This is a genomic window from Micromonospora sp. NPDC047793 (genome assembly GCF_040642635.1).
GTDB lineage: Bacteria > Actinomycetota > Actinomycetes > Mycobacteriales > Micromonosporaceae > Micromonospora.
The window spans coordinates 311,031-334,392 of record NZ_JBEYSG010000003.1; the positions used below are offsets into that span (position 1 = coordinate 311,031).

The 23,362-nt window shown below is 71.7% G+C and carries 24 protein-coding genes; 15 read left to right on the forward strand and 9 right to left on the reverse strand.

What is annotated here, in order from left to right:
• Nucleotides 1–77: 77 nt before the first annotated feature.
• On the reverse strand, nucleotides 78–992 hold the full coding sequence (locus tag ABZ738_RS09015) for a PD-(D/E)XK nuclease family protein (protein ID WP_131054530.1): 915 nt from the start codon (nucleotides 990–992) through the stop codon (nucleotides 78–80).
• Nucleotides 993–1,116: 124 nt separating this feature from the next.
• Here ABZ738_RS09015 and ABZ738_RS09020 point away from each other — a divergent pair, with 124 nt between their 5' ends.
• The 3 genes from ABZ738_RS09020 (at nucleotide 1,117) to ABZ738_RS09030 (ending at nucleotide 3,904) form a co-directional block, all read left to right on the forward strand.
• Nucleotides 1,117–2,226, forward strand: a complete 1,110-nt coding sequence (locus ABZ738_RS09020; protein ID WP_357212275.1) for a site-2 protease family protein — start codon at nucleotides 1,117–1,119, stop codon at nucleotides 2,224–2,226.
• 68 nt (nucleotides 2,227–2,294) lie between these two features.
• A complete protein-coding gene (locus ABZ738_RS09025; RefSeq protein WP_176095829.1) occupies nucleotides 2,295–3,233 on the forward strand; it encodes a tRNA (adenine-N1)-methyltransferase in 939 nt (312 codons plus the stop codon).
• Nucleotides 3,234–3,331: 98 nt separating this feature from the next.
• Nucleotides 3,332–3,904: a hypothetical protein gene (locus ABZ738_RS09030; protein WP_117227855.1), complete on the forward strand. Its 573-nt coding sequence runs from the start codon at nucleotides 3,332–3,334 to the stop codon at nucleotides 3,902–3,904.
• A gap of 122 nt (nucleotides 3,905–4,026) precedes the next feature.
• On the opposite strand, the gene ABZ738_RS09035 is transcribed toward ABZ738_RS09030, so the two are convergent.
• A complete protein-coding gene (locus ABZ738_RS09035) occupies nucleotides 4,027–4,320 on the reverse strand; it encodes a ferredoxin (protein ID WP_131053287.1) in 294 nt (97 codons plus the stop codon).
• 178 nt (nucleotides 4,321–4,498) lie between these two features.
• On the opposite strand from ABZ738_RS09035, the gene arc reads away from it, so the two are divergent.
• The 7 genes from arc to prcA all read left to right on the forward strand — a co-directional run bounded on the left by arc (nucleotide 4,499) and on the right by prcA (nucleotide 12,259).
• On the forward strand, nucleotides 4,499–6,280 hold the full coding sequence (gene arc / locus ABZ738_RS09040; protein WP_131053282.1) for a proteasome ATPase: 1,782 nt from the start codon (nucleotides 4,499–4,501) through the stop codon (nucleotides 6,278–6,280).
• A gap of 154 nt (nucleotides 6,281–6,434) precedes the next feature.
• Nucleotides 6,435–8,402, forward strand: coding sequence for a hypothetical protein (locus tag ABZ738_RS09045; protein ID WP_131053281.1), 1,968 nt, complete (start codon nucleotides 6,435–6,437; stop codon nucleotides 8,400–8,402).
• Between the two features lie 110 nt (nucleotides 8,403–8,512).
• Entirely contained in the window at nucleotides 8,513–10,030 is a 1,518-nt protein-coding gene (dop, locus tag ABZ738_RS09050; RefSeq protein WP_131053280.1) for a depupylase/deamidase Dop, read from the forward strand.
• 78 nt (nucleotides 10,031–10,108) lie between these two features.
• A complete protein-coding gene (locus tag ABZ738_RS09055; protein WP_131053279.1) occupies nucleotides 10,109–10,324 on the forward strand; it encodes a ubiquitin-like protein Pup in 216 nt (71 codons plus the stop codon).
• Between the two features lie 96 nt (nucleotides 10,325–10,420).
• Nucleotides 10,421–10,603, forward strand: coding sequence for an endonuclease domain-containing protein (locus ABZ738_RS09060; RefSeq protein ID WP_236145739.1), 183 nt, complete (start codon nucleotides 10,421–10,423; stop codon nucleotides 10,601–10,603).
• Nucleotides 10,522–11,361: a proteasome subunit beta gene (prcB, locus tag ABZ738_RS09065; protein WP_131053278.1), complete on the forward strand. Its 840-nt coding sequence runs from the start codon at nucleotides 10,522–10,524 to the stop codon at nucleotides 11,359–11,361. The genes ABZ738_RS09060 and prcB overlap by 82 nt, the downstream gene beginning before the upstream one ends.
• 64 nt (nucleotides 11,362–11,425) lie before the next feature.
• Nucleotides 11,426–12,259, forward strand: coding sequence for a proteasome subunit alpha (gene prcA / locus ABZ738_RS09070; RefSeq protein WP_131053277.1), 834 nt, complete (start codon nucleotides 11,426–11,428; stop codon nucleotides 12,257–12,259).
• Between the two features lie 103 nt (nucleotides 12,260–12,362).
• On the opposite strand, the gene ABZ738_RS09075 is transcribed toward prcA, so the two are convergent.
• From ABZ738_RS09075 to rfbB, 6 genes are read right to left on the reverse strand one after another with little or no spacing between them, the layout of a single operon-like run.
• On the reverse strand, nucleotides 12,363–13,391 hold the full coding sequence (locus ABZ738_RS09075) for a glycosyltransferase family 2 protein (RefSeq protein WP_131053276.1): 1,029 nt from the start codon (nucleotides 13,389–13,391) through the stop codon (nucleotides 12,363–12,365).
• Entirely contained in the window at nucleotides 13,388–14,689 is a 1,302-nt protein-coding gene (locus tag ABZ738_RS09080; protein WP_357212070.1) for a polysaccharide biosynthesis protein, read from the reverse strand. Before ABZ738_RS09080 ends, ABZ738_RS09075 begins: the two co-directional genes overlap by 4 nt.
• Nucleotides 14,686–15,387, reverse strand: a complete 702-nt coding sequence (locus tag ABZ738_RS09085; RefSeq protein WP_131052318.1) for a glycosyltransferase family 2 protein — start codon at nucleotides 15,385–15,387, stop codon at nucleotides 14,686–14,688. The genes ABZ738_RS09080 and ABZ738_RS09085 overlap by 4 nt, the downstream gene beginning before the upstream one ends.
• On the reverse strand, nucleotides 15,380–15,751 hold the full coding sequence (locus tag ABZ738_RS09090) for a DUF2304 domain-containing protein (protein ID WP_131052319.1): 372 nt from the start codon (nucleotides 15,749–15,751) through the stop codon (nucleotides 15,380–15,382). Before ABZ738_RS09090 ends, ABZ738_RS09085 begins: the two co-directional genes overlap by 8 nt.
• The gene (rfbD, locus tag ABZ738_RS09095; protein WP_357212073.1) at nucleotides 15,748–16,626 is read right to left on the reverse strand and encodes a dTDP-4-dehydrorhamnose reductase; all 879 of its coding nucleotides are present in this window, start codon (nucleotides 16,624–16,626) and stop codon (nucleotides 15,748–15,750) included. Before rfbD ends, ABZ738_RS09090 begins: the two co-directional genes overlap by 4 nt.
• Entirely contained in the window at nucleotides 16,623–17,624 is a 1,002-nt protein-coding gene (gene rfbB / locus ABZ738_RS09100) for a dTDP-glucose 4,6-dehydratase (protein WP_357212075.1), read from the reverse strand. Before rfbB ends, rfbD begins: the two co-directional genes overlap by 4 nt.
• A gap of 84 nt (nucleotides 17,625–17,708) precedes the next feature.
• On the opposite strand from rfbB, the gene rfbA reads away from it, so the two are divergent.
• From rfbA to ABZ738_RS09120, 4 genes are all read left to right on the forward strand, one after another.
• Nucleotides 17,709–18,620, forward strand: a complete 912-nt coding sequence (rfbA, locus tag ABZ738_RS09105; RefSeq protein ID WP_131052321.1) for a glucose-1-phosphate thymidylyltransferase RfbA — start codon at nucleotides 17,709–17,711, stop codon at nucleotides 18,618–18,620.
• The gene (locus ABZ738_RS09110) at nucleotides 18,617–19,234 is read left to right on the forward strand and encodes a dTDP-4-dehydrorhamnose 3,5-epimerase family protein (RefSeq protein WP_357212078.1); all 618 of its coding nucleotides are present in this window, start codon (nucleotides 18,617–18,619) and stop codon (nucleotides 19,232–19,234) included. The genes rfbA and ABZ738_RS09110 overlap by 4 nt, the downstream gene beginning before the upstream one ends.
• Nucleotides 19,235–19,303: 69 nt before the next feature.
• Complete coding sequence (pafA, locus tag ABZ738_RS09115) at nucleotides 19,304–20,662, forward strand: Pup--protein ligase (protein ID WP_131052323.1); 1,359 nt, start codon at nucleotides 19,304–19,306, stop codon at nucleotides 20,660–20,662.
• 57 nt (nucleotides 20,663–20,719) lie between these two features.
• On the forward strand, nucleotides 20,720–20,905 hold the full coding sequence (locus ABZ738_RS09120) for a hypothetical protein (protein ID WP_131052324.1): 186 nt from the start codon (nucleotides 20,720–20,722) through the stop codon (nucleotides 20,903–20,905).
• Nucleotides 20,906–21,005: 100 nt separating this feature from the next.
• On the opposite strand, the gene ABZ738_RS09125 is transcribed toward ABZ738_RS09120, so the two are convergent.
• Nucleotides 21,006–22,118: a DUF3866 family protein gene (locus ABZ738_RS09125; RefSeq protein ID WP_131052325.1), complete on the reverse strand. Its 1,113-nt coding sequence runs from the start codon at nucleotides 22,116–22,118 to the stop codon at nucleotides 21,006–21,008.
• 159 nt (nucleotides 22,119–22,277) lie between these two features.
• Here ABZ738_RS09125 and ABZ738_RS09130 point away from each other — a divergent pair, with 159 nt between their 5' ends.
• Nucleotides 22,278–23,267, forward strand: coding sequence for a WYL domain-containing protein (locus ABZ738_RS09130; protein WP_176094013.1), 990 nt, complete (start codon nucleotides 22,278–22,280; stop codon nucleotides 23,265–23,267).
• The last annotated feature ends 95 nt before the right edge of the window (nucleotides 23,268–23,362 follow it).

A 23,362-nucleotide genomic window follows, 5' to 3' on the forward strand; every position in this document is an offset into this window, starting at 1 on the left:
CTCCGACGCTATCCGCCCGTTCGGGCGAAAGATCGTCTCCTGCGGTGACCTGCTCTCCTCCCTGGGGAGGAGAGGTCCTAGTCGTCGGCGCCCGGAGGGGCCGGACGGGACCGGGCGTCGCGCAGCGGATCCGCCGTCGCCACCTGCTCGGGGAAGGGCGGCGGGGTGCCGCCGAAGGTGGGACACCGGGCCTGGTGGCTGCACCAGTCGCAGAGCCGGCTCGGCCGGGGCCGGAAGTCCTGGTTGACGGTGGCCTGCTCGATCGCCCGCCACAACGCGACCACGGTGCGCTCGAAGCGCACCAGCTCCTCGGCGTCGGGGGCGTAGTCGCACACCTCGGCGTCCTTGAGGTAGAGCAGCCGCAGCACCTTGGGCACCACACCCCGGGTCCGCCAGAGCACCAGGGCGTAGAACTTGAGCTGGAACAGGGCGCGCGCCTCGAACGCCTCGCGCGGAGCGCCGCCGGTCTTGTAGTCGACCACCCGCAGCGCGCCGTCCGGTGCCACGTCGAGCCGGTCCAGATAGCCCCGGATCAACAGCTCGTCGTCGACCACCGCCGAGATCAGACTCTCCCGCTCGGCCGGCTCCAGGCGGCGCGGGTCCTCCACGGTGAAGTAGCCCTCCAGCAGCGCCGCCGCCGAGGTCAGGAACTGCGTCACGGCGGCCGGGTCGTCGCCCTCGAAGATCCCGGACAGCTCCGGCTGCTCGGTGACCAGCCGGTCCCACTGTGGTGCCACGAGGTCACCGGCCGCCTCCGGGGTGCGCCCGGCCGACGGCAGGTCGAAGAGGCGCTCCAGCACCGCGTGCACCAGTGTGCCCCGGGCCTGCTCCAGAGTGGTCCGCTCGGGCAGACGGTCGATGCTGCGGAACCGGTAGAGCAGTGGGCAGGTCTTGAAGTCGGCCGCCCGCGACGGTGAGAGTGAGGCGCGCACCGTCGCCGGCAACTGCGTCGGAGTCGGGGCCTGTTGGGTGATCACCGGATCCGCCGTCATGTCCCGAAGGTTAGGGCACGAGTGTGACAGGACCACCGGCACCGCACCGGGAGGTGATCTCCCGCCGCGTAGCATCGGGCCGGTGGAACAGAGGAGTCGACCGCGCGCCGGCCGGCGTCCGGGCATGCGGGTGGGCCGGGTCTTCGGGGTGCCGCTCTACCTGAACGCCTCGATCCTGCTGCTCGCCGTGCTGATCATCGTGCTCTACGGCGAACTGGCCGGCCAGCGCCTGCAACTCTCCCCGATCGGCGGTTACCTGGTCGGCGCCGGGTTCGTCGTGTCGCTGCTCGGCTCGGTGCTCCTGCACGAACTCGGGCACGCCCTGACCGCCCGGCGGTTCGGCATCGGCGTGCGCGGGATCACCCTGGAACTGCTCGGCGGGTACACCGAGATGGACCGGGAGGCCCCGTCCCCCCGGGTGGACCTCTACGTCTCGCTGGCCGGCCCGGCGGTCTCCGCGGTGCTCGGCGTGATCGCCGTCGCCGCCATGCTGGTCCTGCCCGACCGCACCGTGGCCGACCAGTTGGCGTTCCAACTGGCGGCGAGCAACATCATCGTCGCGGTCTTCAACATCCTGCCCGGCCTGCCGCTGGACGGCGGGCGGGCGCTGCGGGCGGTGATCTGGGCGGTCACCCGCAACAAGCACGCCGCCACCGAGGTGGCCGGCTGGGCCGGCCGGATCCTCGCCGTGGGCACCGCGCTGCTGGTGGCGGTGCTCTACGCGATGGACGTGCTGAGTCTGCTCGCCCTGCCGTTGACGGCGCTGGTCGCGCTCACCCTCTGGCACGGCGCCGGGCAGTCGATCCGGATGTCCCGGATCGGCCGCCGGCTGCCCCTGGTCGACCTGGCCCGGCTGGCCCGGCCGACCTTCGGCGTACCCACCGGCACCCCGCTCGCCGAGGCGCAGCGGCGCGCCGCCGAAGCGGTGCGGGAGGCGACCGTGGCGCTGCTGGTCACCGACTCGGCGGGCCGGTCGGTGGCGGTGGTGGACCCGGCCGCCGCGGCGGCCGTGCCGGAGGCCCGCCGCCCCTGGATCGCCGTCGACGCGGTGGCGCGTTCCCTCGGTGACCTGCCCACCCTGCCGGCCGACACCGACGGGGAACAGGTGCTGGAGCGGGTGCAGGCCCACCCGGCCGCGCAGTACCTCGTGACGGCAGGCGAAGATGTCGTCGGCATTCTGCACATCGCGGATCTGGCGCGACTGCTCGAACCTCACCGGAAGATGAACACGTGACCGTGACCCACTCCGCCGGCCCGGCCACCCCGGGCACCGAACCGCCCGCCGATTCCGCGGAGCCGCCCGTGCACCGTGGGCCGTTCCGTCCCGGTGACCGGGTGCAGCTGACCGACCCGAAGGGCCGGATGCACACCGTCACCCTGGAGCCGGGCAAGGAGTTCCACACCCACCGGGGCATCCTCGCGCACGACGCGCTGATCGGTCTGCCCGACGGCAGCGTGGTCAGCACCTCCGGCGGGGGCACGGCCTTCCTGGCGCTGCGTCCGCTGCTCTCGGACTACGTGCTGTCGATGCCGCGCGGCGCCCAGGTGATCTACCCCAAGGACTCGGCGCAGATCGTCGCCATGGGCGACATCTTCCCGGGCGCGAAGGTCCTGGAGGCCGGCGCCGGCTCCGGCGCGCTGAGCTGCTCGCTGCTGCGGGCCGTGGGCACCTCCGGTGAGCTGCACTCGTACGAGGTGCGGGACGACTTCGCCCAGATCGCGCGGCGCAACGTCGAGGCGTTCTTCAACGGGCCGCACCCCGCGTGGCACCTGCACGTCGGCGACGTGGCGGGATGCCCGGAGACCGGCTTCGACCGGATCATCCTGGACATGCTGACCCCGTGGGAGAACCTCGACATGATCGAGCGGGCGCTGCTGCCCGGCGGTGTGTTCATCGGGTACGTGGCCACCACCCCGCAGCTGTCCGAACTGGTCGAGGCGCTGCGCGAGCGGGGTGGCTGGACCGAGCCGCGCGCCTGGGAGTCACTGGTGCGGGACTGGCACGCCGAGGGGCTGGCGGTCCGGCCGGACCACCGGATGATCGCCCACACGGCGTTCCTCGTCTCCGCGCGTAAGCTCGCCCCCGGAGTCACGGCCCCGCCTCGGCGGCGCAAGCCCAGCAAGGGCAGTGAGGCGTACGCGCAACGGCGCCAGGCACTGCGTGCGGCGGAGGAGGCGGCCCGGCTGGCGCCGACCGACGGTGCCGAACCCGACACGACGCAGGAGACGGACAGGCCGTGACGGCGGATTGGGGCGGCGCGGAGTGAACGGGCTGATCCTCGACGCGGGCCGACGGGGGCCGATGCTGCCGGCCCGGGCCGGCGGGGTGGGGTGACGGCATGAGCCGTCCCGGTTTCGGCGGTGGCGACCTGCCGGCGGTCTTCCCGGACTGGTCCCCCTACACCGACCTCGAGTCGGCGGCCCGCGCCTACCTGCGGGACCCCGACGTCGCCCTGGAGGCGCTCGGCGGCGTGCTGCGCGGCGCCTCGGTGCTCGGCTTCACGCTGGAACGCTTCGTCAACGAGGTCAACGGGGTGTGGCAGGAGGTCGTCGTCTGCGACGGCAGCCGGCTGGTGCTCTGGCACGGCGAGGACGTGCCGCCGGGGGAGGGCCCGCCCGGCTCGATGACCTCGTCGCTGCGGGTCGTCCCGGTCTCCTCGGTCACCGAGGTGGGATGCCGGCGCCGGCTGTTCCGTCACGACAACGGCGAGATCCGGGTCGACAGCATCGACGTCTATCTGCTGCTGACCTCGCTGGACGAGTCACCGCCCAGCGAGGAGGCCGCCGGTGGGCCCCGACACGACGCGCTGCGGTTCGGCAAGACGCTCGACGACGGCGGTGCCGGGCAGATCGCCCGACTGGAGGAGTTCGCCCGGCTGGTCGCTTCGGTGGTCGGCCGCCCGTTGCTGTAGCGGCGGACCGATCGGCGGTTTCCGTGACAGTCGGATGACCGACCGTAATCGCCGTGCTCGGGCGGCCACCGTCGACCCGCGTACCCCCGGGCGGTCGATCGGGCCCGGCGTACGCGGGCCGGTCAGTCCTCGGCCTCCGGGCCGGCCACCTCGACGCCGTCGCTGCCGCGTACGACGTGGATGCACTCGCCCGGGCACTCCTTCGCCGAGTCGATCACCTCGAGGCGCAGGTGCTCCGGCACGTCCACCCGGGCGCCCGGGGCCTGCTGGAGCTCGCCGTCGGGGCCCTTGACGTAGGCCAGACCGTCGACGTCGAACTCGAAGACGTCCGGCGCGTACTGCACGCACAGCCCGTCACCCGTACACAGGTCCTGGTCCACCCAGACCTGCAGTTGGTCGGTCGCGACCTCGACCATCGGTGCACCCCCCATGTTCTCCCGTCCCACGCCACGACGGTACCCGAATGCCCGTACCCGCCCAGCTACCCACCCTTGGCGATCAAGCTTCGGTGACGAGCGCGTTGCGGAGGACCGAATCGGGCTCATAGCGGCTAGTGTTAGGGCAGAACGTTCGAGCCCCCCGGGGAGGTGGGACGTGGCACGCAGCGACGACGCGGACTCGCGCGCCGCACGGTGGGAGAAGGAGGCCCACGATCTCTCCACGCAGGTCGCGTTCCTGCAAGAGGAACTCGCTCTCGTGCGGCGCAAGTTGACCGAAAGCCCCCGACACGTCCGGCAGCTCGAAGAGCGGCTGGCGGCCACCCAGGCGCAGTTGGCGCGGCTGACCGAGAACAACGAACGGCTCGTGGGCACCTTGAAAGAGGCTCGCGCGCAGATCGTGACGCTCAAAGAGGAGATCGACCGTCTCGCCCAGCCCCCCAGTGGCTACGGCGTCTTCCTGGCCCGACACGAGGACGGCACGGTCGACGTCTTCACCGGCGGGCGCAAGCTCCGCGTGGCCGTCTCACCCTCGCTCGACGTGGGTGAGCTGCGGCGCGGCCAGGAGGTCCTGCTCAACGACGCACTCAACATCGTCGACGCGTTCGGGTTCGAGCGGGTCGGCGAGGTGGTCATGCTCAAGGAGGTGCTGGCGGGCCCCGACGGCGTACCGGGTGACCGGGCGTTGGTGGTCTCGCACTCCGACGAGGAGCGGATCGTGCACCTGGCCGAGACCCTGATCGGCAGCGCGATCCGGGCCGGCGACTCGCTCATGATCGAGCCCCGCTCGGCGTACGCGTACGAGCGGATCCCCAAGAGCGAGGTCGAGGAACTGGTCCTGGAGGAGGTGCCGGACGTCGACTACACCGACATCGGCGGCCTGCACTCCCAGATCGAGCAGATCAGGGACGCGGTGGAACTCCCGTTCCTGCACGCCGACCTGTTCCGCGAGCACCAGCTCCGGCCGCCGAAGGGCATCCTGCTCTACGGTCCGCCCGGCTGTGGCAAGACGCTCATCGCGAAGGCGGTCGCCAACTCGTTGGCGAAGAAGATCGCCGAGCGGCGGGGTGAGGAGAAGCACACCAGCTTCTTCCTCAACATCAAGGGTCCTGAGCTGCTCAACAAGTACGTCGGCGAGACCGAGCGGCACATCCGGCTGATCTTCCAGCGGGCGCGGGAGAAGGCCGGCGAGGGCACTCCGGTGATCGTCTTCTTCGACGAGATGGACTCGATCTTCCGGACCCGAGGCTCGGGTGTCTCCTCCGACGTGGAGAACACCATCGTCCCGCAGCTCCTCAGCGAGATCGACGGTGTCGAGGGCCTGGAGAACGTCATCGTCATCGGTGCCTCCAACCGGGAGGACATGATCGACCCGGCGATCCTGCGGCCGGGTCGGCTCGACGTGAAGATCAAGATCGAGCGTCCGGACGCCGAGGCGGCCAAGGACATCTTCTCCAAGTACATCCTCTCCGGCCTGCCGCTCTCCGCGGACGACCTGGCCGAGCACGGTCAGGACGCCAAGGCCACCGTCGCGGCGATGATCGACGCGGTGGTCCTGCGGATGTACTCGGAGACCGAGGAGAACCGCTTCCTCGAGGTCACCTACGCCAACGGCGACAAGGAAGTCCTGTACTTCAAGGACTTCAACTCCGGTGCCATGATCCAGAACATCGTGGATCGCGGCAAGAAGATGGCCATCAAGGAGTTCCTCACCTCCGGTCGCAAGGGACTCCGCCTGCAGCACCTGCTCGACGCCTGCGTCGACGAGTTCCGCGAGAACGAGGACCTGCCCAACACCACCAACCCCGACGACTGGGCCCGCATCTCCGGCAAGAAGGGCGAACGGATCGTCTACATCCGTACGCTCGTCTCCGGCGGCAAGGGCGCCGAAGCCGGCCGTTCCATCGAGACCGCGAGCAACACCGGCCAGTACCTCTGACCGGTCGCGCCACCGGGGCCCGTGACGCGACGCGTCACGGGCCCCGCCGCGTATCCGGGGATGGCGGTGGACACACCGGCCCGAGGTGTGCCGGCCGGGATGTGTCGCTAGACTGTTGATCTTTCCCTTCCATCCCTATTGGTGAAGGATGCGCGTGTCCATCGACCAGAGCGCGCTCGCCCCACCGGTCGCCCCGACCGCGAGCTCCGCGTCGCCGTACCGGCGGCGGTTCCTCCTCGCCCTCGTCGCCCTCGCCACGGCCTGGCTCCTGCCGCTCGCCGTGGCCGCTGTCGACGCCTCCTGGCTCCTGCCCCCGGTGGTGCTGCTCACCACCGCGAGCCTGCTGCGCGGCGGGCGTACCCTGCTCGACCGGCTGCTGCTCGCCACCGTCCTGCTGGTCTGCCTCACCACCGTCGCGGGCCTGTTCTTCACCACCTGGCCCTGGGGGATGGCGCCGGTGCCGTTGGCCGGCACCGCCCTGACCGTCCTCGTGCTGGCCGCGCTGGCCAGCGGCCGACGCCCCACCCTGCCGCGTCCCGCCTGGGCCGACCTGTTCCCGGTCGTCGGCACCGCCGCGATCGTCTGGTACCTCGCCCAGCCACTGCTGCGCGCCGGCGACCTCGTCGGCCGGCTCACCGTCTTCACCCGGGGCGAGGACTACCTGCGTCACCTCACCCTGGTCGACGTCATCGGCCGGCACGGCGGGTACGCCTTCACCGACGCGGACGCGATCCGCGACCACCTGGTCAGCCTGCTGGTCTACTACCCGCAGGGGTGGCACCTGATCGTCGCCCTGCTCAACGGCCATCTCGTGCCGCCCGGCAGCACCGCCGACGCCGCCGCGCTGGCGGAGCCCTTCCTGTGGTGGAACGTCGCCGGATTCGGCCTGCTGGTGCTCACCATGCTCTGGGCCGCCCAGCGGCTGCCCGGTCCACTGCACCCGCTGACCCGGGGACTGCTCACCGTCGTCGTCGGCGCCCTCGTCCTCGGCAGCCAGCTACCCCGGATGCTGTGGTCCGGCTACCCCACCGAGACGCTCGGGCTGACCCTCGCCGTCGTGCTGGCCGTCCTCGTCGCCCGGCCTCTCACCGCCTCCCGCGAGCACCTGCTGCTGCTCGGCGCCCTGGTCGTCGGCATCGGATACGTCTACTACCTGTTCCTGCCCCCGGCCGTGCTGCTCGTGGTCGGTTCGCTGCTCGTCCGTCGCCGCGAGGTGCTCCGGGTCCGCCACACCGCCCGGGTGGTGGGTCTGGCCACCTTCGTGCTGGCCCCGATACCGATCCTGCTCGGCGTGCTCCGGGCCAACCAGACCGAGTCGCTCACCGCCACCGTCGGGCCGGACCTCACCGAGACCTGGCTGGCCTTCGGCATTCTCGGTGCCATCGTCGTGCCGGCCCTGCTCGGTCTCGCCCTGCGCGTCGAACGCACCGACCCCACCTGGCGGCGCTGGCTGTTCGTGCTGCTGGCCAGCACCCTCTTCACGGCGGGGATCGGCCTGGTCAGCCTCGTCCTCGGCGGCGAGATCGGCTACTACTTCAACAAGGCCGCCCACCTCACGACCGCCTTCCTCATCGTCGGCATAGCCGCCGCGATCCGTCTGCTGCCCGTGCCGCGTCGGGGGCGTCCGGCACGTACCGCCGTCGCCGGGGTCACCGCCGTCGCGGTCGCCGCCACCGTCGTGTTGTTCGGCGGTGTCACCGGCTGGCAGCGGAGCCTGCTCGTGGTCGAGCCGCAGACGTGGGCGCAGCGCTGGGTGCACATGGAGGTCACTGCGCCGGCACGGGCGGCGGTGGTCTGCGACGAGGTGGTCCGCCGCTATCCGGCCGTCGACGGAGTGACCACGCTCGTGCTCGACCGTGGCACGTACGACTCCTATCTGGAGAACATCTGCGTCTCGACGTTGCAGGGCACCACCGCGCAGACCGAGGCCGCCACCTACAGCCTGCTCTTCATCGAGCCGGGTCGGACCTGGCAGATGCTGCACGCGACGCCCGGCGAGATCCGCCTGGTCGCCACCGACACCGGTGCCGAGTCCCGGGCCAGGAGACTGCTGCGTTCGCTGCCCGAGATACGCGAGCGGGTCACCATCGAGTCCATGATCGTCGAGCGGCCCGGGGACTGACCGGTGCGACCCGCGACGTTCCGAGCACCCCGGCAGGCCCCCGCCTGCCCGAGCGGCGACTACGCTCGACGTGACGGGGGACCGGTCGGGCAAGCGAAGCGGGTAGGTCGATGAGCGTAAGACGGATCATGGGCACCGAGGTCGAGTACGGCATCTCCGTGCCCGGTCAGGCCGGAGCCAACCCGATGGTCACCTCCTCCCAGGTGGTGAACGCGTACGGCGCCCGCCCGGAACTCAACCGGGGCGGTCGGGCCCGGTGGGACTACGAGGAGGAGTCGCCGCTGCGGGACGCCCGCGGCTTCACCTACTCCGGAGCCGCGTACGACCCGGCCGAGGCGCTCGCCGACGACGACCTCGGGCTGGCGAACGTCATACTCACCAACGGGGCCCGGCTCTACGTCGACCACGCCCACCCGGAGTACTCCACCCCCGAGGTGACCAACCCCCGGGACCTGGTGCGCTGGGACAAGGCGGGGGAGCGGGTGATGGCGGAGGCGGCCCGCCGCGCGGCCACCATCCCGGGCAGCGCGCCGATCCACCTCTACAAGAACAACACCGACAACAAGGGTGCCAGCTACGGCGCGCACGAGAACTACCTCATGCGCCGGCAGACCGCCTTCGCCGACATCGTGGCGTACCTGACCCCGTTCTTCGTGACCCGGCAGATCGTCTGCGGCGCCGGTCGCGTCGGCATCGGCCAGGACGGCGGGCAGAGCGGCTTCCAGATCTCGCAGCGGGCCGACTTCTTCGAGGTCGAGGTGGGGCTGGAGACCACGCTCAAGCGTCCGATCATCAACACCCGGGACGAGCCGCACGCCGACGCCGACAAGTACCGCCGCCTGCACGTCATCATCGGCGACGCCAACCTGTCGGAGATCTCCACCTACCTCAAGGTGGGTACCGCCGCGCTGATCCTCACCATGATCGAGGAGAAGGCGCTCGGCCCGGACCTCGGCATCGCCGACCCGGTCGGTGAACTCCGCGCGGTCAGTCACGACCCGTCGCTGACCCACCGGATGCGCATGCGCGACGGCCGACGGCTGACCGCGTTGGACGTCCAGTGGGCGTACCTGGAGCGGGTACGCGCCTTCGTGGAGGACCGGTACGGCAGCGACGTCGACGAGCAGACCACCGACGTGCTGGACCGGTGGGAGAACGTGCTGGACCGGCTCGGCCGCGACGTCATGCTCTGCGCCGACGAGCTGGACTGGGTGGCGAAGCTGCGGTTGCTGGAGGGCTACCGGGACCGGGAGAAGCTCGGGTGGGGCTCGCACAAGCTCCAACTGGTCGACCTGCAGTACTCCGACGTCCGCCCGGAGAAGGGGCTCTACCACCGCCTGGTCTCCCGGGGGGCGATGAAGACGCTGCTGCCCGATGCCGAGACGCAGGCCGCGATGACCGAGCCGCCGGAGGACACCCGCGCCTACTTCCGGGGCCGCTGCCTGGCGCAGTACGCCTCCGAGGTGGTCGCCGCCAGTTGGGACTCGGTGATATTCGACGTCGGGCGGGAGTCGCTGGTCCGGGTGCCGATGATGGAGCCGGAGCGCGGCACCAGGCGGCACGTCGGCGCACTCTTCGACCGCTGCGCCAGCGCGAAGGATCTGCTGGAGACCCTGACCGGAGGCTGAGTACCTACCGGCGCGCGACGGGCGTTTCGTCGCTCCCGCGAGGTAAGTTCATCGCAGGCGATCGTGGAGGAGGCAACAGTGGCCACTCGTGACAGCGGCGGTCAGTCGCAGACGGGCAAGTCCCGTCAGGGTGAAGAGGTCGAGGACGTCACCACCGAGGCGAACCCGGAGGTCGCCGAGCGACACGCCGAGATCACCGAGGACGTCGACGACCTGCTCGACGAGATCGACTCCGTCCTGGAGGAGAACGCCGAGGAATTCGTCCGAGGTTACGTGCAGAAGGGCGGAGAATAGGGCTTATGCCCTTTTCTCCGGCGGTGCCGCGACGGCGGCGCGGTCCGTGGTGAACCCGATCCGGAACTTGTGGACCACGATCATCGCACCGGGTGGGTGCGCGGGATAATCTGCTTCAACTGCAACGGTGGTCCTGGCCAGTTCCGTGACAGTCCTACGAGGCTGGCCAGGGCCATCACGTACCTGAGAGGAACCACGTGGCAGCGGGCTTTGATCCATCCGGGCGTCTACCAGATGTGTTCACCAACGCGGGGACGTCCTCCTTCACCACGTTCCTGAGCAAGGTGGCCCCCGAGTTGCTGCCCGGCCGCCGGCCGCTGCCGCCGGGCATGGCCGCCGACCTGGCCCCGCACGCCACCACGATCGTCGCCATCGTCGCCGACGGCGGTGTGGTGATGGCCGGCGACCGGCGGGCCACCATGGGCAACCTGATCGCGCAGCGCGACATCGAGAAGGTGCACCCCGCCGACGCGTACTCGCTGGTGGGGATCGCCGGGACCGCAGGCATCGGCATCGAGCTGATGCGGCTGTTCCAGGTCGAGCTGGAGCACTACGAGAAGATCGAGGGCGCGATGCTCTCGCTCGACGGCAAGGCCAACCGGCTCGCCGCGATGATCCGGGGCAACCTCGGTGCGGCGATGCAGGGGCTGGCCGTGATCCCGCTGTTCGCCGGCTTCGACCTCGCGGCGAAGGACCCGGCGCGGGCCGGGCGGATCTTCAGCTTCGACGTGACCGGTGGCCCCTACGAGGAGACCGGCTACGACGCGATCGGCTCGGGTTCGCTGTTCGCCCGGTCGGCGTTGAAGAAGCGGTTCCGGCCCGGGATCTCCGTCGACGACGCGGTCCGGTTGGCGGTGGAGGCGCTCTACGACGCCGCCGACGACGACACCGCGACCGGTGGCCCCGACCTGACCCGGCGGATCTTCCCGGTGGTGATGACCGCGACGGCGGAGGGGACGTACCGGCTGACCGACGCGGAGACGGCGGCGCTCGGCGAGAGTGTGGTCGCCGGTCGGATGGAGAATCCGGGCGGCTGAGCCGGTCCCCGCCCCCACCTGAACGCAGTTCCCCCAGCACAGCGCCCGAAGGAGAGCCGCCGCCGTGGCCATGCAGTTCTACGCCTCGCCCGAACAGATCATGCGCGACCGTTCCGAGCTGGCCCGCAAGGGCATCGCCCGGGGACGCAGCGCGGTGGTCCTGAGCTACGCCGGTGGGGTGCTCTTCGTCGCGGAGAACCTCTCCAGCACCCTGCACAAGGTCGGCGAGATCTACGACCGGATCGGCTTCGCGGCTGTCGGTCGCTACAACGAGTTCGAGAACCTGCGCCGGGCCGGGGTGCGGATGGCCGACCTCAACGGGTTGAGCTACGACCGGCGTGACGTCACCGGCCTGGCACTGGCCAACACGTTCGCGCAGATCCTGGGCACGATCTTCACCGAGCAGTCCAAGCCGTTCGAGGTGGAGATCTGCGTCGCCGAGGTGGGTGCCACCCCGGAGGACGACTCGCTCTACCGCCTCACCTACGACGGTTCGGTGACCGACGAGCCGGGCCGGATGGCGATGGGCGGGCAGTCCGACGCCATCTCCGGGGTGCTCAAGTCGAACCACCGGCCGGACATGTCGCTCGGCGAGGCGGTCAAGGTGGCGGTGCAGGCGCTGGGCAGCGTCGGAGGCGAGGGCGGTGCCGCCCGGACGATCGCCGCCGATCAACTGGAGGTGGCGGTCCTGGACCGCAACCGGGTGGGGCGTACCTTCCGGCGGATCACCGGTGCGGCGCTGACCGGGCTGCTCGACGGCGGCGCGGAGGGCGAGGCGGCGGCGGAGGGCGACCGGGCGGAGACCCCGACCACGCCGACCGAGGAGGCGCACAAGCCGACCACCTCGGCCGGCTCGGCGGACCTGGAGGACAAGCCGGGCGACAAGCCCGACGCCTGACGCCCCGTACCCGAACCAGGAGTTCTCCGGCGCCCGACAGTTCCGACTGTCGGGCGCCGTGCCGTTTCCGGAGTCCCCGACCGCGACCGTCGTCGGGCGGGGCTCAGCGACGCGCGAGCAACGGCCGCACCAGCGCCCACCAGGCGGCGGCGAGGGCGTTGAAGACACCCATCCCGGGGGGAGCGGCCACGTTCGAGGGGGCCACCCGGGCGGTCATCAGGTCGGCGATCGCCCCGTCCCCGACGGTGCGTTCCGACTGCAACCGGCGTCGGCGGGCGCGTACCCAGTCGCGGTGGCGCCACAGCCAGCCCCAGCCGCGCGTCTTCTGCCGGGACCAGCCACCGGCGAGCGCGGCGGCCAGCATGGCGACCTCGGTGAGCAGCAGCATCGGCGCCAGCAACGCCAGGGTGCGGCCCTGGTAGGCGGTGAGCAGGGTCAACAGCCGGTTGCGTTCGACCAGGTAGAGCTTGAGGTCGTTGCGGGAGAACTCGTAGTGGTGCCGCACCACGGCGTCCGGCACGTACTCCAACCGCAGGCCGCGCTGCCACAGCCGCAGGCTGAGTTCGGTGTCCTCGTGGTAGGCGAAGTACTCGGTGGGGAAGCCGCCCAGCTCGCTCCAGCGGGACCGGCCGATCACGAAACAGCAGCCGCTCAGCGACGGCACGACCGTGCGCCGGGCGTGCGCGCTCGCGGGTTCGCCGTTGCCGCCTGCCCAGGACAGGCCGGTGAAGTGCAGCGGGTTGCCGGAGGTGTTGATCAGATCGGGGTCGTGGGCGAGCCGGATGGAGGCCATCGCCGCGCCGACACCCGGTTCGGCGGCCACCGCGACGACCTTCCCCAGCGCGTCGGGGGCGACGACGGCGTCGGAGTTGACGAAGGCGAGCCAGTCGCCGGTGGCCTCGGCCGCGCCGACGTTGCACCCGCCGGAGTAGCCGGTGTTCTCGTCCGGCCGGATCACCCGGACTCCGGCCAGGCCCTTGACCACGTCGATGCCGTCGCCGGTGCAGCCGTTGTCCACCACGACCAGGTCGATGTCGACGCCGGTGCTGGCCAGCACGGCCTCGGCGGCCTCGACCAGCCAGGGCTCAGGGCCGTAGGCGAGCATCACCGCGGTCACGCGGGGTGGGCTCATCGGACGCCTCCGGGGGTGCTCGCGGACACCGGGACCGCGACGGGCGGGGTGGGGGTGGCGGTGCCCCGACGCAGCCGGGTGAGCATCACCGCGACGACGACCAGGGAACCCACCGCGTAACCGAGCTCGACGCGCAACGCGACGCTCAGCGGGGCGAGGGTGGCGACGGCCAGCGCGGCGACCCCGGCGACCCACGCGACGGCCTGCGCCTGGTGCTGGTCGCGGGCGAGCAGCGCCTGGCCGAGGACCATCGCCCACAGGTAGGCCAGGGTGGCCAGGCCGAGCCAGGCGAAGTCGCCGTGCCCGAGGACGTCCGGGGCGTCGAAGAGCACCTGGACCAGCCACGGGCCGAGCAGCGCGGTCAGGACGCCGCCGAGCACGCCCAGCGCGGTGACGACGCCCAGGGCCCGCCGCAGCAGCGTGCCGAAGGCCGCCTGGTCGCCGGTGGCGGCGGCGGTGGAGAGGCCGGGCAGCAGCGCGGCCTGCATCGAGCCGAACACGAACAACGGGATGCGGACCAGCACCAGCGCGGAGAGCAGCGCGCCGGCCGTCGCCACGTCGGCCGGGGCGAGCAGCCGTACGTTGATCACGCCGACGTTCACCACGACCTGTGCGAGCAGGCTGGAGACGGTGAGCAGTGCCAGCCCGCGCAGCAGGGCCGGCCAGGGCAGGGCCGCGCCGCCGCCGGCCGCCCGGAGCGCCGGTGCCACGGTCGACGCCACGCCCACCAGCGGCGCCACGACCAGCACCAGCGCGTACGCCATCGGCGAGTCGACCCCGGCCAGGCCGAGGAGGGCCACCAGCCCGATGCGCAGTCCGCCGTCGATCCCGAGCTGGGTGCCGTACCAGCCGAACTGCCGCAGCCCGGAGAGCACGCCCCGGGTGGTGTGCGCCACGGCCAGCGCGGCGAGCGCGCCGCAGAGCGCCCACACCAGCCCGGTGTCACCGGCGAAGAGGCGGTCGCCGAGCACGTCGGCGGCGGCGACGCAGGCCAGCACCAACAGACCCAGCGTGACGGCGGCGACGGCGGCACCGCGCGCCAGGACCGGGCCGGGCGGCAACCCCCGGGTACGGCGGGCCGCGACCAGCCGGGCCACCTCCTGCTCGACCGGCAGGAACACGCCGAGGCCGACGGTGAACACGAAGGACCAGAGCACCGAGAGCGACGAGTAGTCCCCGGCGGTGAGGTTGTGCCCGGCCACCGCGAGGTGCACGTACGAGGCCAGGCCGACGATGGCCAGACCCGCGCCGACCGGGACGGTGCCGGGCGGTACGAGACGGAGCAGGCGACCGATCACCGGCGGATGAGGGCCAGCGTGAGCACGGCCAGGGCCCGCCCGAGATAGATCATCGCCTTCGCGGGGGAGTGGCTCGGGGTGCCGGCCATCCGCCGCCGCATCGCCACCGGCACCTGCTGGATGCGGTAGCCCCGACGGGCGGTGTGCACCAGCGTCTCGACGGTGTCGCCGAGGTACTCGGCGGGGTACCACTGGGCGAACATCTCGATCATCCGTCGGTTGGCGGCACGGAAGCCCGAGGTGGTGTCGGTCAGGGTGGTGCCGGACAGGCCGGAGAGCACCATCGACAGCATCCCCATCGCCCAGCGCCGGGGTCCCCGCACGGTGTACTCGCCCTCACCGGCGAACCGGGCACCGATCACCAGGTCGTGGTCGTCGAGCAGGTCGACCAGCTTCGGTACGTACCGGGGGTCGTGCTGGCCGTCGGCGTCGATCTGGACCGCCACGTCGTAGTCGTGGTCGTAGGCGTACCGGTAGCCGAGGCGCATGGCGCCGCCGACACCGAGGTTGTACGGCAGCCGGGCGACCCGGGCACCGGCGGCGGCGGCGACCGCCGAGGTGCGGTCGGTGGAGCCGTCGTCCACCACGAGGACGTCGACGCCGGGCAGCTCGCCCCGGACCTCGCGGACCACGTCGGCGATGGACCCGGCCTCGTTGAGCGCCGGGATGATGACCAGGAGCCGCTTGCCGTTAACCATCGCGGGACACCAGCTCTTCTCGTGCGGCCCGGTCGGCCTCGAACTCGGCGCGGATCAGCGCGATCTCCTCGGCCAGCGTGCGGGTCTCCTCCTCCAGCGCGCTGACCTCCCAGCTCAGGTGGATGCAGACGAGCAGCAGGAAGACGATGCCGAGGAAGAGCACGAGGCTGACGCCGGAGGCGACACCGAGCAGGTCGGCGACGCCGTCGAGCAGCCGGGGGAACAGCGACAGGGGGATGACCACGAACAGCAGCCCGAGCCAGAGCATGCCGTACTTCTCACGTAGCTGTCGGCGGCGCAGCAACTCGACGATCGTGGCCAGCAGGACCAGACCGGTCAAGCCGGTGACCAGGGTGAGCTTCATGCGACCTTCCACGGGGAGGGTGGAGCGGCGGGAGCGAGAGCGTCGCTCAGTGTGGCGTGCCAGTCCGGTAGGGGTGACAGCCCGGCGGCGGCCCATCGGTCGTGCCCTAGCACACTGTACGCCGGTCGGGCGGCGGGACGCGGAAAGCGGTCGCTGGTGATCGGCCGGATCCGGTCCGGATCGAGCCCGTGCAGGGCGAACGCCGCGCGGGCCAGGCCGTACCAGGTGGTCTCCCCGGCGCAGGTGCCGTGGTAGACGCCGGGGGCCGCCCGACCGGCCAGCGCCGCCCCGGCCAGGGCCACCAGCTGCCGCGCCAGCGCGTACGACCAGGTGGGCTGGCCCCGCTGGTCGTCCACGACGTCGAGGAACTCGCGCTGGTCCGCGAGGCCGAGCATGGTGCTGACGAAGTTGCGGCCGTGGGTGCCGTACAACCAGGCGGTGCGGACCACGTAGCCGGTGTCGGGCAGGTGCCGGGTCACGGCCAGTTCCCCGGCGACCTTGCTCCGGCCGTACGCGTTGATCGGCGCGGTGGGGGTGTCCTCCGGGTACGGGGTGTCGGCGTCGCCGGGGAAGACGTAGTCGGTGGAGAGCTGGATTAGGCGGGCGTCGTGCGCGGCGCAGGCCGTGGCGAGGTGGGCCACCGCCTCACCGTTGACGCGGGTGGCCGCCGCCTCGTCCGACTCGGCGCCGTCGACGTCGGTCCACGCGGCGGTGTTGATCACCACGTCGTGTCCGGCCACCGCGGCGTGCACCGCGGCGGCGTCGGTGATGTCGAGCTCGGCCCGGGTGGCGGGGGTCACCGTGTCCGTGGTGGCGAGCACCTCCACCAGGTCCCGCCCGAGCATCCCGCCGGCGCCCGTCACCAGTGCCCTCACGCGGACTGCGCCCGGGTCAGCGGTTCCCACCAGGAGCGGTTGTCCCGGTACCACCGGACGGTGTCGGCGAGGCCGGCCTCCAGCGGGATGCTGGGGGCGTACCCCAGCTCCTTGTTGATCTTGGAGATGTCCAGCGAGTAGCGGCGGTCGTGGCCCTTGCGGTCGGGCACCGCCACCACCCGGTCCCAGTCGGCGCCGCACGCGTCGAGCAGCAGCGCGGTCAGCTCCTTGTTGGTCAGCTCGGTGCCGCCGCCGATGTGGTAGACCTCGCCGGCGCGGCCCTTCTGCTGCACCAGCGCGATGCCCCGGCAGTGGTCGTGCACGTGCAGCCAGTCCCGCACGTTGCCGCCGTCGCCGTAGAGCGGCACGGTCCGCCCGTCGAGCAGGTTGGTCACGAACAGCGGGATGACCTTCTCCGGGAACTGGTACGGCCCGTAGTTGTTGGAGCAGCGGGTGACCACCACGTCCAGGCCGTGCGTGCGGTGGTACGCCAGCGCCAGCAGGTCGGAGCCGGCCTTCGACGCCGAGTACGGCGAGTTGGGCGCCAGCGGCCAGTCCTCGGTCCACGAGCCGTCCGCGATCGAGCCGTACACCTCGTCGGTGGAGACGTGCACGAACCGGCCGGTGCCGTGCCGCAGCGCGGCGTCGAGCAGCGTCTGGGTGCCCAGCACGTTGGTGGTGACGAACGGCGCGGCCCCGGCGATCGAGCGGTCGACGTGCGACTCGGCGGCGAAGTGCACGATCACGTCGTGCCCCGGGACGACCTCGTCCACCACCTCGGCGTGGCGGATGTCACCCTGCACGAAGCGCAGTCGCGGGTCGTCGCGGACCGGGTCCAGGTTGGCCCGGTTGCCGGAGTACGTCAGGGCGTCCAGCACGGTGATGCCCGTGGGCTCCACCGGAGACTCCCCCTGCGCGCTGCCGCCGGGTGCCCCCAGCAGCATTCGGACGTATTCCGAACCGATGAAGCCGGCGCCGCCGGTGACCAGGATCCTCACGGATCCGGAAGTCTACGCGAATCCCCCGCAAAGCAGCGGTTGCGCCGCGTGGCCTGCGCCGGTTGCTCCCGGTACGCTCCCCGGGTGCGTGGAATCCTGCTCGCCGGCGGCACCGGTAGCCGACTGTGGCCGATCACTCGGGCGGTGTCGAAGCAGCTGATGCCGGTCTTCGACAAACCGATGATCTACTATCCGCTCTCCACCCTGGTGATGGCCGGGGTGCGGGAGATCCTGGTGATCACCACCCCCGAGGAACAGGGTCAGTTCCAGCGCCTGCTCGGCGACGGCAGCCAGTTCGGGCTGCGCCTGGAGTACGTCGCGCAACCCCGCCCGGACGGCATCGCCCAGGCGTTCGTGCTCGGCGCGGACTTCATCGGTGACGAGGCGGTCGCGCTGATCCTGGGCGACAACATCTTCCACGGCGTCGGCCTGGGCGGCCAGCTCGCCGCCGCGGGCGACCCCGTCGGCGGGCGGATCTTCGCCTACCCGGTGGCCAACCCGCAGGCGTACGGCGTCGTGCACTTCGACGACGACGGCCGGGTGCTGTCGATCGAGGAGAAGCCGGCCCGGCCCAAGTCCCGGTACGCCGTACCCGGGCTGTACTTCTACGACAACCGGGTGGTGGAGATCGCCCGTGGCCTGACCCCGAGCGCCCGGGGCGAGCTGGAGATCACCGCCGTGAACGAGGCGTACCGGCTTGCTGGGGAGCTGTCGGTGACCGTGCTGGACCGGGGCACCGCCTGGCTGGACACCGGCACCTTCACCTCGCTGATGCAGGCCGCCGAGTTCGTCCGGGTCATCGAGGAACGGCAGGGCATGAAGATCGGCTGTGTCGAGGAGGTGGCCTGGCGGGCCGGCCTGATCGACGACGCGCGGCTGCGGACGCTGGCCGAGCCGCTGACCAAGAGCGGATACGGCGACTACCTGCTCGACCTGCTCGCCCGGGAGCGCGGCGACCTGGTCGACCGGACCGTACCGGTGCAGGTGACCCCGTGAAGATCCGGCCGCTGAGCATCGAGGGCGCCTGGGAGGTCGTCCCGCAGCAGCACGGCGACGCGCGCGGGCTGTTCCTGGAGTGGTACCGCTTCGACCGGCTCGCCGAGGCGGTCGGGCACCCGCTGCGGCTGGCGCAGGGCAACCTCTCCGTCTCGGCCCGCGACGTGGTGCGGGGCATCCACTTCGCCGACGTGCCCCCCGGGCAGGCCAAGTACGTCACCTGCGTGCGCGGCGCGGTGCTCGACGTGGTGGTGGACCTGCGGGTCGGTTCGCCGACCTTCGGCCGCTGGGAGGGCGTACGCCTGGACGACGTGGACCGGCGCGCGGTCTACCTGGCCGAAGGGCTCGGCCACGGCTTCTGCGCGTTGACCGACGACGCGACGCTCAGCTACGTCTGCTCGACCACCTACAACCCCTCCGGTGAGCACGGGGTGCACCCGCTCGACGAGGAGCTGGGCATCGAGTGGCCGACCGGTTCTCCGCAGCTCTCCGACCGCGACGCCGTCGCGCCGAGCCTCTCCGAGGCGCGCCGTCGGGGGCTGCTGCCGGACTACGACACGTGCCGTGCGTACACGGCGGGACTGGCCGGGGCGGCGCTTCCCGGGGCGTCCTGACCGGGCCTCATCGACGCGTACGGGCCGCGACAGTGACGAAGTCGGCCTCGGTACGGCTAATGTCTCATCATGGAGCGGCGAATCTTCGGTCTGGAGACCGAGTACGGCGTCACCTGCACCTACCGTGGGCAGCGGCGGCTGTCCCCTGACGAGGTAGCCAGATACCTGTTCCGCCGAGTGGTGTCCTGGGGCCGGTCGAGCAACGTCTTCCTCCGCAACGGCGCACGTCTCTATCTCGACGTCGGCTCACACCCGGAGTACGCCACCCCGGAGTGCGACTCGGTGGTCGACCTGGTCGCCCACGACCGGGCCGGTGAGCGGATCCTGGAGGGTCTGCTCATCGACGCGGAGAAGCGGCTGCACGACGAGGGCATCGCCGGTGAGATCTACCTGTTCAAGAACAACACCGACTCGGCCGGCAACTCCTACGGGTGCCACGAGAACTACCTGGTGTCCCGGCACGGGGAGTTCGGCCGGCTCGCCGACGTCCTGATCCCGTTCCTGGTCACCCGGCAGTTGATCTGTGGCGCCGGCAAGGTGCTGCAGACCCCTCGCGGTGCCGTCTACTGCCTGTCCCAGCGGGCCGAACACATCTGGGAGGGCGTCTCCTCGGCGACCACCCGCAGCCGCCCGATCATCAACACCCGGGACGAGCCGCACGCCGACGCCGAGCGGTACCGCCGCCTGCACGTCATCGTCGGCGACTCCAACATGAACGAGGTCACCACGCTGCTCAAGGTCGGCACCGCCGACATCGTGCTGCGGATGATCGAGGCCGGGGTGGTGATGCGCGACCTCACCCTGGAGAACCCGATCCGGGCCATCCGCGAGGTGTCGCACGACATCACCGGTCGCCGCAAGGTGCGGCTGGCCTCCGGCAAGGAGATCAGCGCGCTGGAGATCCAGCAGGAGTACCTCTCCAAGGCGATCGAGTTCGTCGAGCGGCGCGGCGGCGACCAGACCGCCAAGCGGGTCGTCGAGCTGTGGGGGCGGGTACTCAGCGCGGTGGAGAGCGGTGACCTGGAGCCGGTCTCCCGCGAGATCGACTGGGTCACCAAGCTCCGGCTGATCGAGCGCTATCAGCGCAAGCACGACCTGCCGCTGTCGCACCCCCGGGTGGCGCAGATGGACCTCGCCTACCACGACCTGCGCCGGGGACGTGGGCTCTACGCCCTGCTGGAGCGGCGTGGCGACGTGGACCGGGTGGCCACCGACCCGGAGATCTTCGAGGCGAAGGAGACGCCGCCGCAGACCACCCGGGCCCGACTGCGCGGCGAGTTCATCCGGCACGCCCAGGAGAAGCGGCGGGACTTCACCGTCGACTGGGTGCACCTCAAGCTCAACGACCAGGCGCAGCGCACCGTGCTGTGCAAGGACCCGTTCCGGGCGTACGACGAGCGGGTGGAGCGGTTGATCGCCAGCATGTGACCTGGTCTACCCGGGTCCGTCCGCACGCCGGACGGGCCCGGGTAGGCTGGTCGGGCCATGCTTCCTCCCGAACCCCCCACCCCAGGCACCGAGCGGCAGAGCTGGATCGAACGCCGCCGCGAGAAGGTGCGCGCCGAGGTCGAGCGCAACCGCCGAGGCGAGTACACCGTGCCGACCTGGGTGCTGGCGCTGGCCCTGGCCGCAATGGTCGGCGGCTGGATAGCCCTGATCATCTTCGCCTGAGGTGTAAGGAAGGGCACCTTGTTAACGCCTGCGGTAGAGCAGGGGACCCCTACTAACACGATTCCTCAGGGCGCGCCGGACGGTGGTGGCGTCGCGTGACTCAGAACGCAGCGGGCGGCGGGGACGTCGTCGACGTGAGGCGGGCCGCGTACCGGCCGGCTGCCGCGGCGGCCAGGAAGTAGGCGTGGTCGGCGTCCAGGCCGCGTCCCATCGTCGACAGCGGCACCGGGCTGCGCCGCAGCGCCGCGTCCAGGCCCGCGTCGTCCACCCGTACCACCGTGTGCCGGTCGGCCAGCGGTGCCAGCGCCGCGTCGACCTCGGCCGCCAGGGTCGGGTCCAGGCCGTCGGGTACCACCAGGTCCGCGCGCGCCAGCGCCACCCGCCCGTACGAGGTCAGGCTGTGGTGCGACACGCCCCGGTGCCGGGGGCGGGGGTCGGCGTCGGAGATGCGGAGCGAGCCGACCGGCCGCCCGCCCAGCGCGGCGACCGCGTTGACCGCCTCGCCCACGGCCACCCCGGAGAAACCCCAGCGGGTGCCGGTGCCCAGGTTGCCCGGACCCTGCGCCACCACGGCGACGTCGGCGTCCAGGACGTACCGGGCGGCGAGCAGCCCGCTGTGCAGGGTGGACGCCTCCAGGTCGCCGCCGAACGCCTGCCCGACGCTGATCGTGCCGACCAACTCGTCGCGGAGCCCGGCCAGGGTCCGGGAGAACCAGGCGGGCAGCGCCCCACCGTCGGTGAGCAGGTACGCCACCCTCGCCTGCGGCGCCTCGGCCCGGATGCCGGCCAGGATCGCCGGCAGCGCCGAGTGCAGGTCGGCCGTCACCACCGGCAGTCCACCCAGGTCTTCGGCGGCGGCCAGCACCTCGCGGTGCGGTGATGCCTCCTCGTCCACCCCGAGCAGGATCGGCTGCAACGGGGTGTAGCGCGCCTTGACCAGGTGGCCCGCGTCGCGGGAGTCGAGGGCCTGCGGCGGGTCCGGCGGCAGCCGGTCGGGCACCGCCACCACCATGGCGTACCCGCCGGTGCCCAGGCCCATCAGCAGCGCGCCGGCGTTGAGCAGCACCCGGTCGCCGGGCTCGGGCTCACCCACCAGTTCCGGGTACGCGAGCGCCCGCATCGACGTGCCGTCGGTCAGCTCGACGTCGAGCTCGACTGCTCCGGTCCACCGCCGCCGCAGCGCCGCCACCACGCCTGCCCGCCATCGCACCATGCCCGCACGCTAGCTCCACCCCGCCGTCCACTCACGCCCGGGTACGGATGTAAGGAAGGGACCCTTCCTATACACGAGGCGTTAGTAGGGGGCCCTTCCTTACATCCGGGGGCGGCGCGGGTGCGTGCCAGGAGCGGTACGGCTGCTAGCGTCTACGCCGTGTCGCGAAGTCGCACCGAACGCCTGGTCAACCTGGTGATCTGCCTACTGTCCACGCGGCGGTTCCTGACCGCTGCGCAGATCGCCGCGACCGTGCCCGGCTACGAGCACCATCCCGACGACGCCCGGGAGCACGAGGCGTTCCAGCGCAAGTTCGAGCGGGACAAGGCCGAACTGAGGGAGTTGGGCGTACCGCTGGAGACCGGGACGGCGAGCGCCTTCGATACCGAGCCGGGTTACCGGATCGCCCAGCGCGAGTACGCCCTGCCCGACATTCCCCTGAAACCGGACGAGGCCGCTGCGGTCGGCATCGCCGCGCGGCTGTGGCAGCACGCCGGCCTGGCCGCCGCCGCCTCCTCCGGGTTGGCGAAGCTGCGCGCCGCCGGGGTGGACGTGGACCCGCAGGCCACGCTCGGCCTGGAACCCATGGTGACGGTCGATCCGGCGTTCGCCCCGCTGACCGCCGCCGCGCGGGACCGGCGCGAGGTCCGCTTCGACTACCGGGTACCCGACCAGGACGCACCCACCCGCCGCCGCCTGCAACCGTGGGGAGTGGTCTGCTGGCGTGGCCGGTGGTACGTGGTCGGCCACGACCTGGACCGCGACGCCACCCGCTGCTTCCGGCTGTCCCGGGTCGCCGGTCCGGTCCGGGCGACCGGCGCGTCGGGCGCCTACCAGCCACCGGCCGACGTCGATCTGATCAGCCACGTGGCCCGCTGGTTCGGGCCGACCGAACGGCCCGGTCGGGCCACCGTGCTGGTGGCCTCGGGGCGGGCCGCCGGGCTGCGCCGCTGGGCCGTGGAGGCAACCGTCGGGCCGGAGGGCGACCGGCTGGTCCTGCCCTACGCCGACGCCGACTCCCTGGCCGGGCATCTGGTCGGCTACGGGCCCGACGTGCGCGTGCTGGACCCACCGGAGGTACGCGAGGCGGTCATCCAGCGTCTCAAGGAGATCGCCGTCCGGCACGACGAGATGGCGGTGTCGCGGTGAGTGAGCTTGCGAGCCCCGCAGTCGCGAACGAAAGGCCGGCTCGGTGAGCGCGAGGAGTGAGCTTGCGAGCCCCGCAGTCGCGAACGAAAGGCCGG

What these genes read in the sequence shown, in the direction of transcription:
- ABZ738_RS09015 (WP_131054530.1), bottom strand. Translation starts at nt 992, where the DNA reads ATGACGGCGGATCCGGTGATCACCCAACAGGCCCCGACTCCGACGCAG.
- ABZ738_RS09020 (WP_357212275.1), top strand. Translation starts at nt 1,117, where the DNA reads ATGCGGGTGGGCCGGGTCTTCGGGGTGCCGCTCTACCTGAACGCCTCG.
- ABZ738_RS09030 (WP_117227855.1), top strand. Translation starts at nt 3,332, where the DNA reads ATGAGCCGTCCCGGTTTCGGCGGTGGCGACCTGCCGGCGGTCTTCCCG.
- ABZ738_RS09035 (WP_131053287.1), bottom strand. Translation starts at nt 4,320, where the DNA reads ATGGTCGAGGTCGCGACCGACCAACTGCAGGTCTGGGTGGACCAGGAC.
- dop (WP_131053280.1), top strand. Translation starts at nt 8,513, where the DNA reads ATGAGCGTAAGACGGATCATGGGCACCGAGGTCGAGTACGGCATCTCC.
- ABZ738_RS09075 (WP_131053276.1), bottom strand. Translation starts at nt 13,391, where the DNA reads ATGAGCCCACCCCGCGTGACCGCGGTGATGCTCGCCTACGGCCCTGAG.
- ABZ738_RS09085 (WP_131052318.1), bottom strand. Translation starts at nt 15,387, where the DNA reads ATGGTTAACGGCAAGCGGCTCCTGGTCATCATCCCGGCGCTCAACGAG.
- ABZ738_RS09090 (WP_131052319.1), bottom strand. Translation starts at nt 15,751, where the DNA reads ATGAAGCTCACCCTGGTCACCGGCTTGACCGGTCTGGTCCTGCTGGCC.
- pafA (WP_131052323.1), top strand. Translation starts at nt 19,304, where the DNA reads ATGGAGCGGCGAATCTTCGGTCTGGAGACCGAGTACGGCGTCACCTGC.
- ABZ738_RS09120 (WP_131052324.1), top strand. Translation starts at nt 20,720, where the DNA reads ATGCTTCCTCCCGAACCCCCCACCCCAGGCACCGAGCGGCAGAGCTGG.
- ABZ738_RS09125 (WP_131052325.1), bottom strand. Translation starts at nt 22,118, where the DNA reads ATGGTGCGATGGCGGGCAGGCGTGGTGGCGGCGCTGCGGCGGCGGTGG.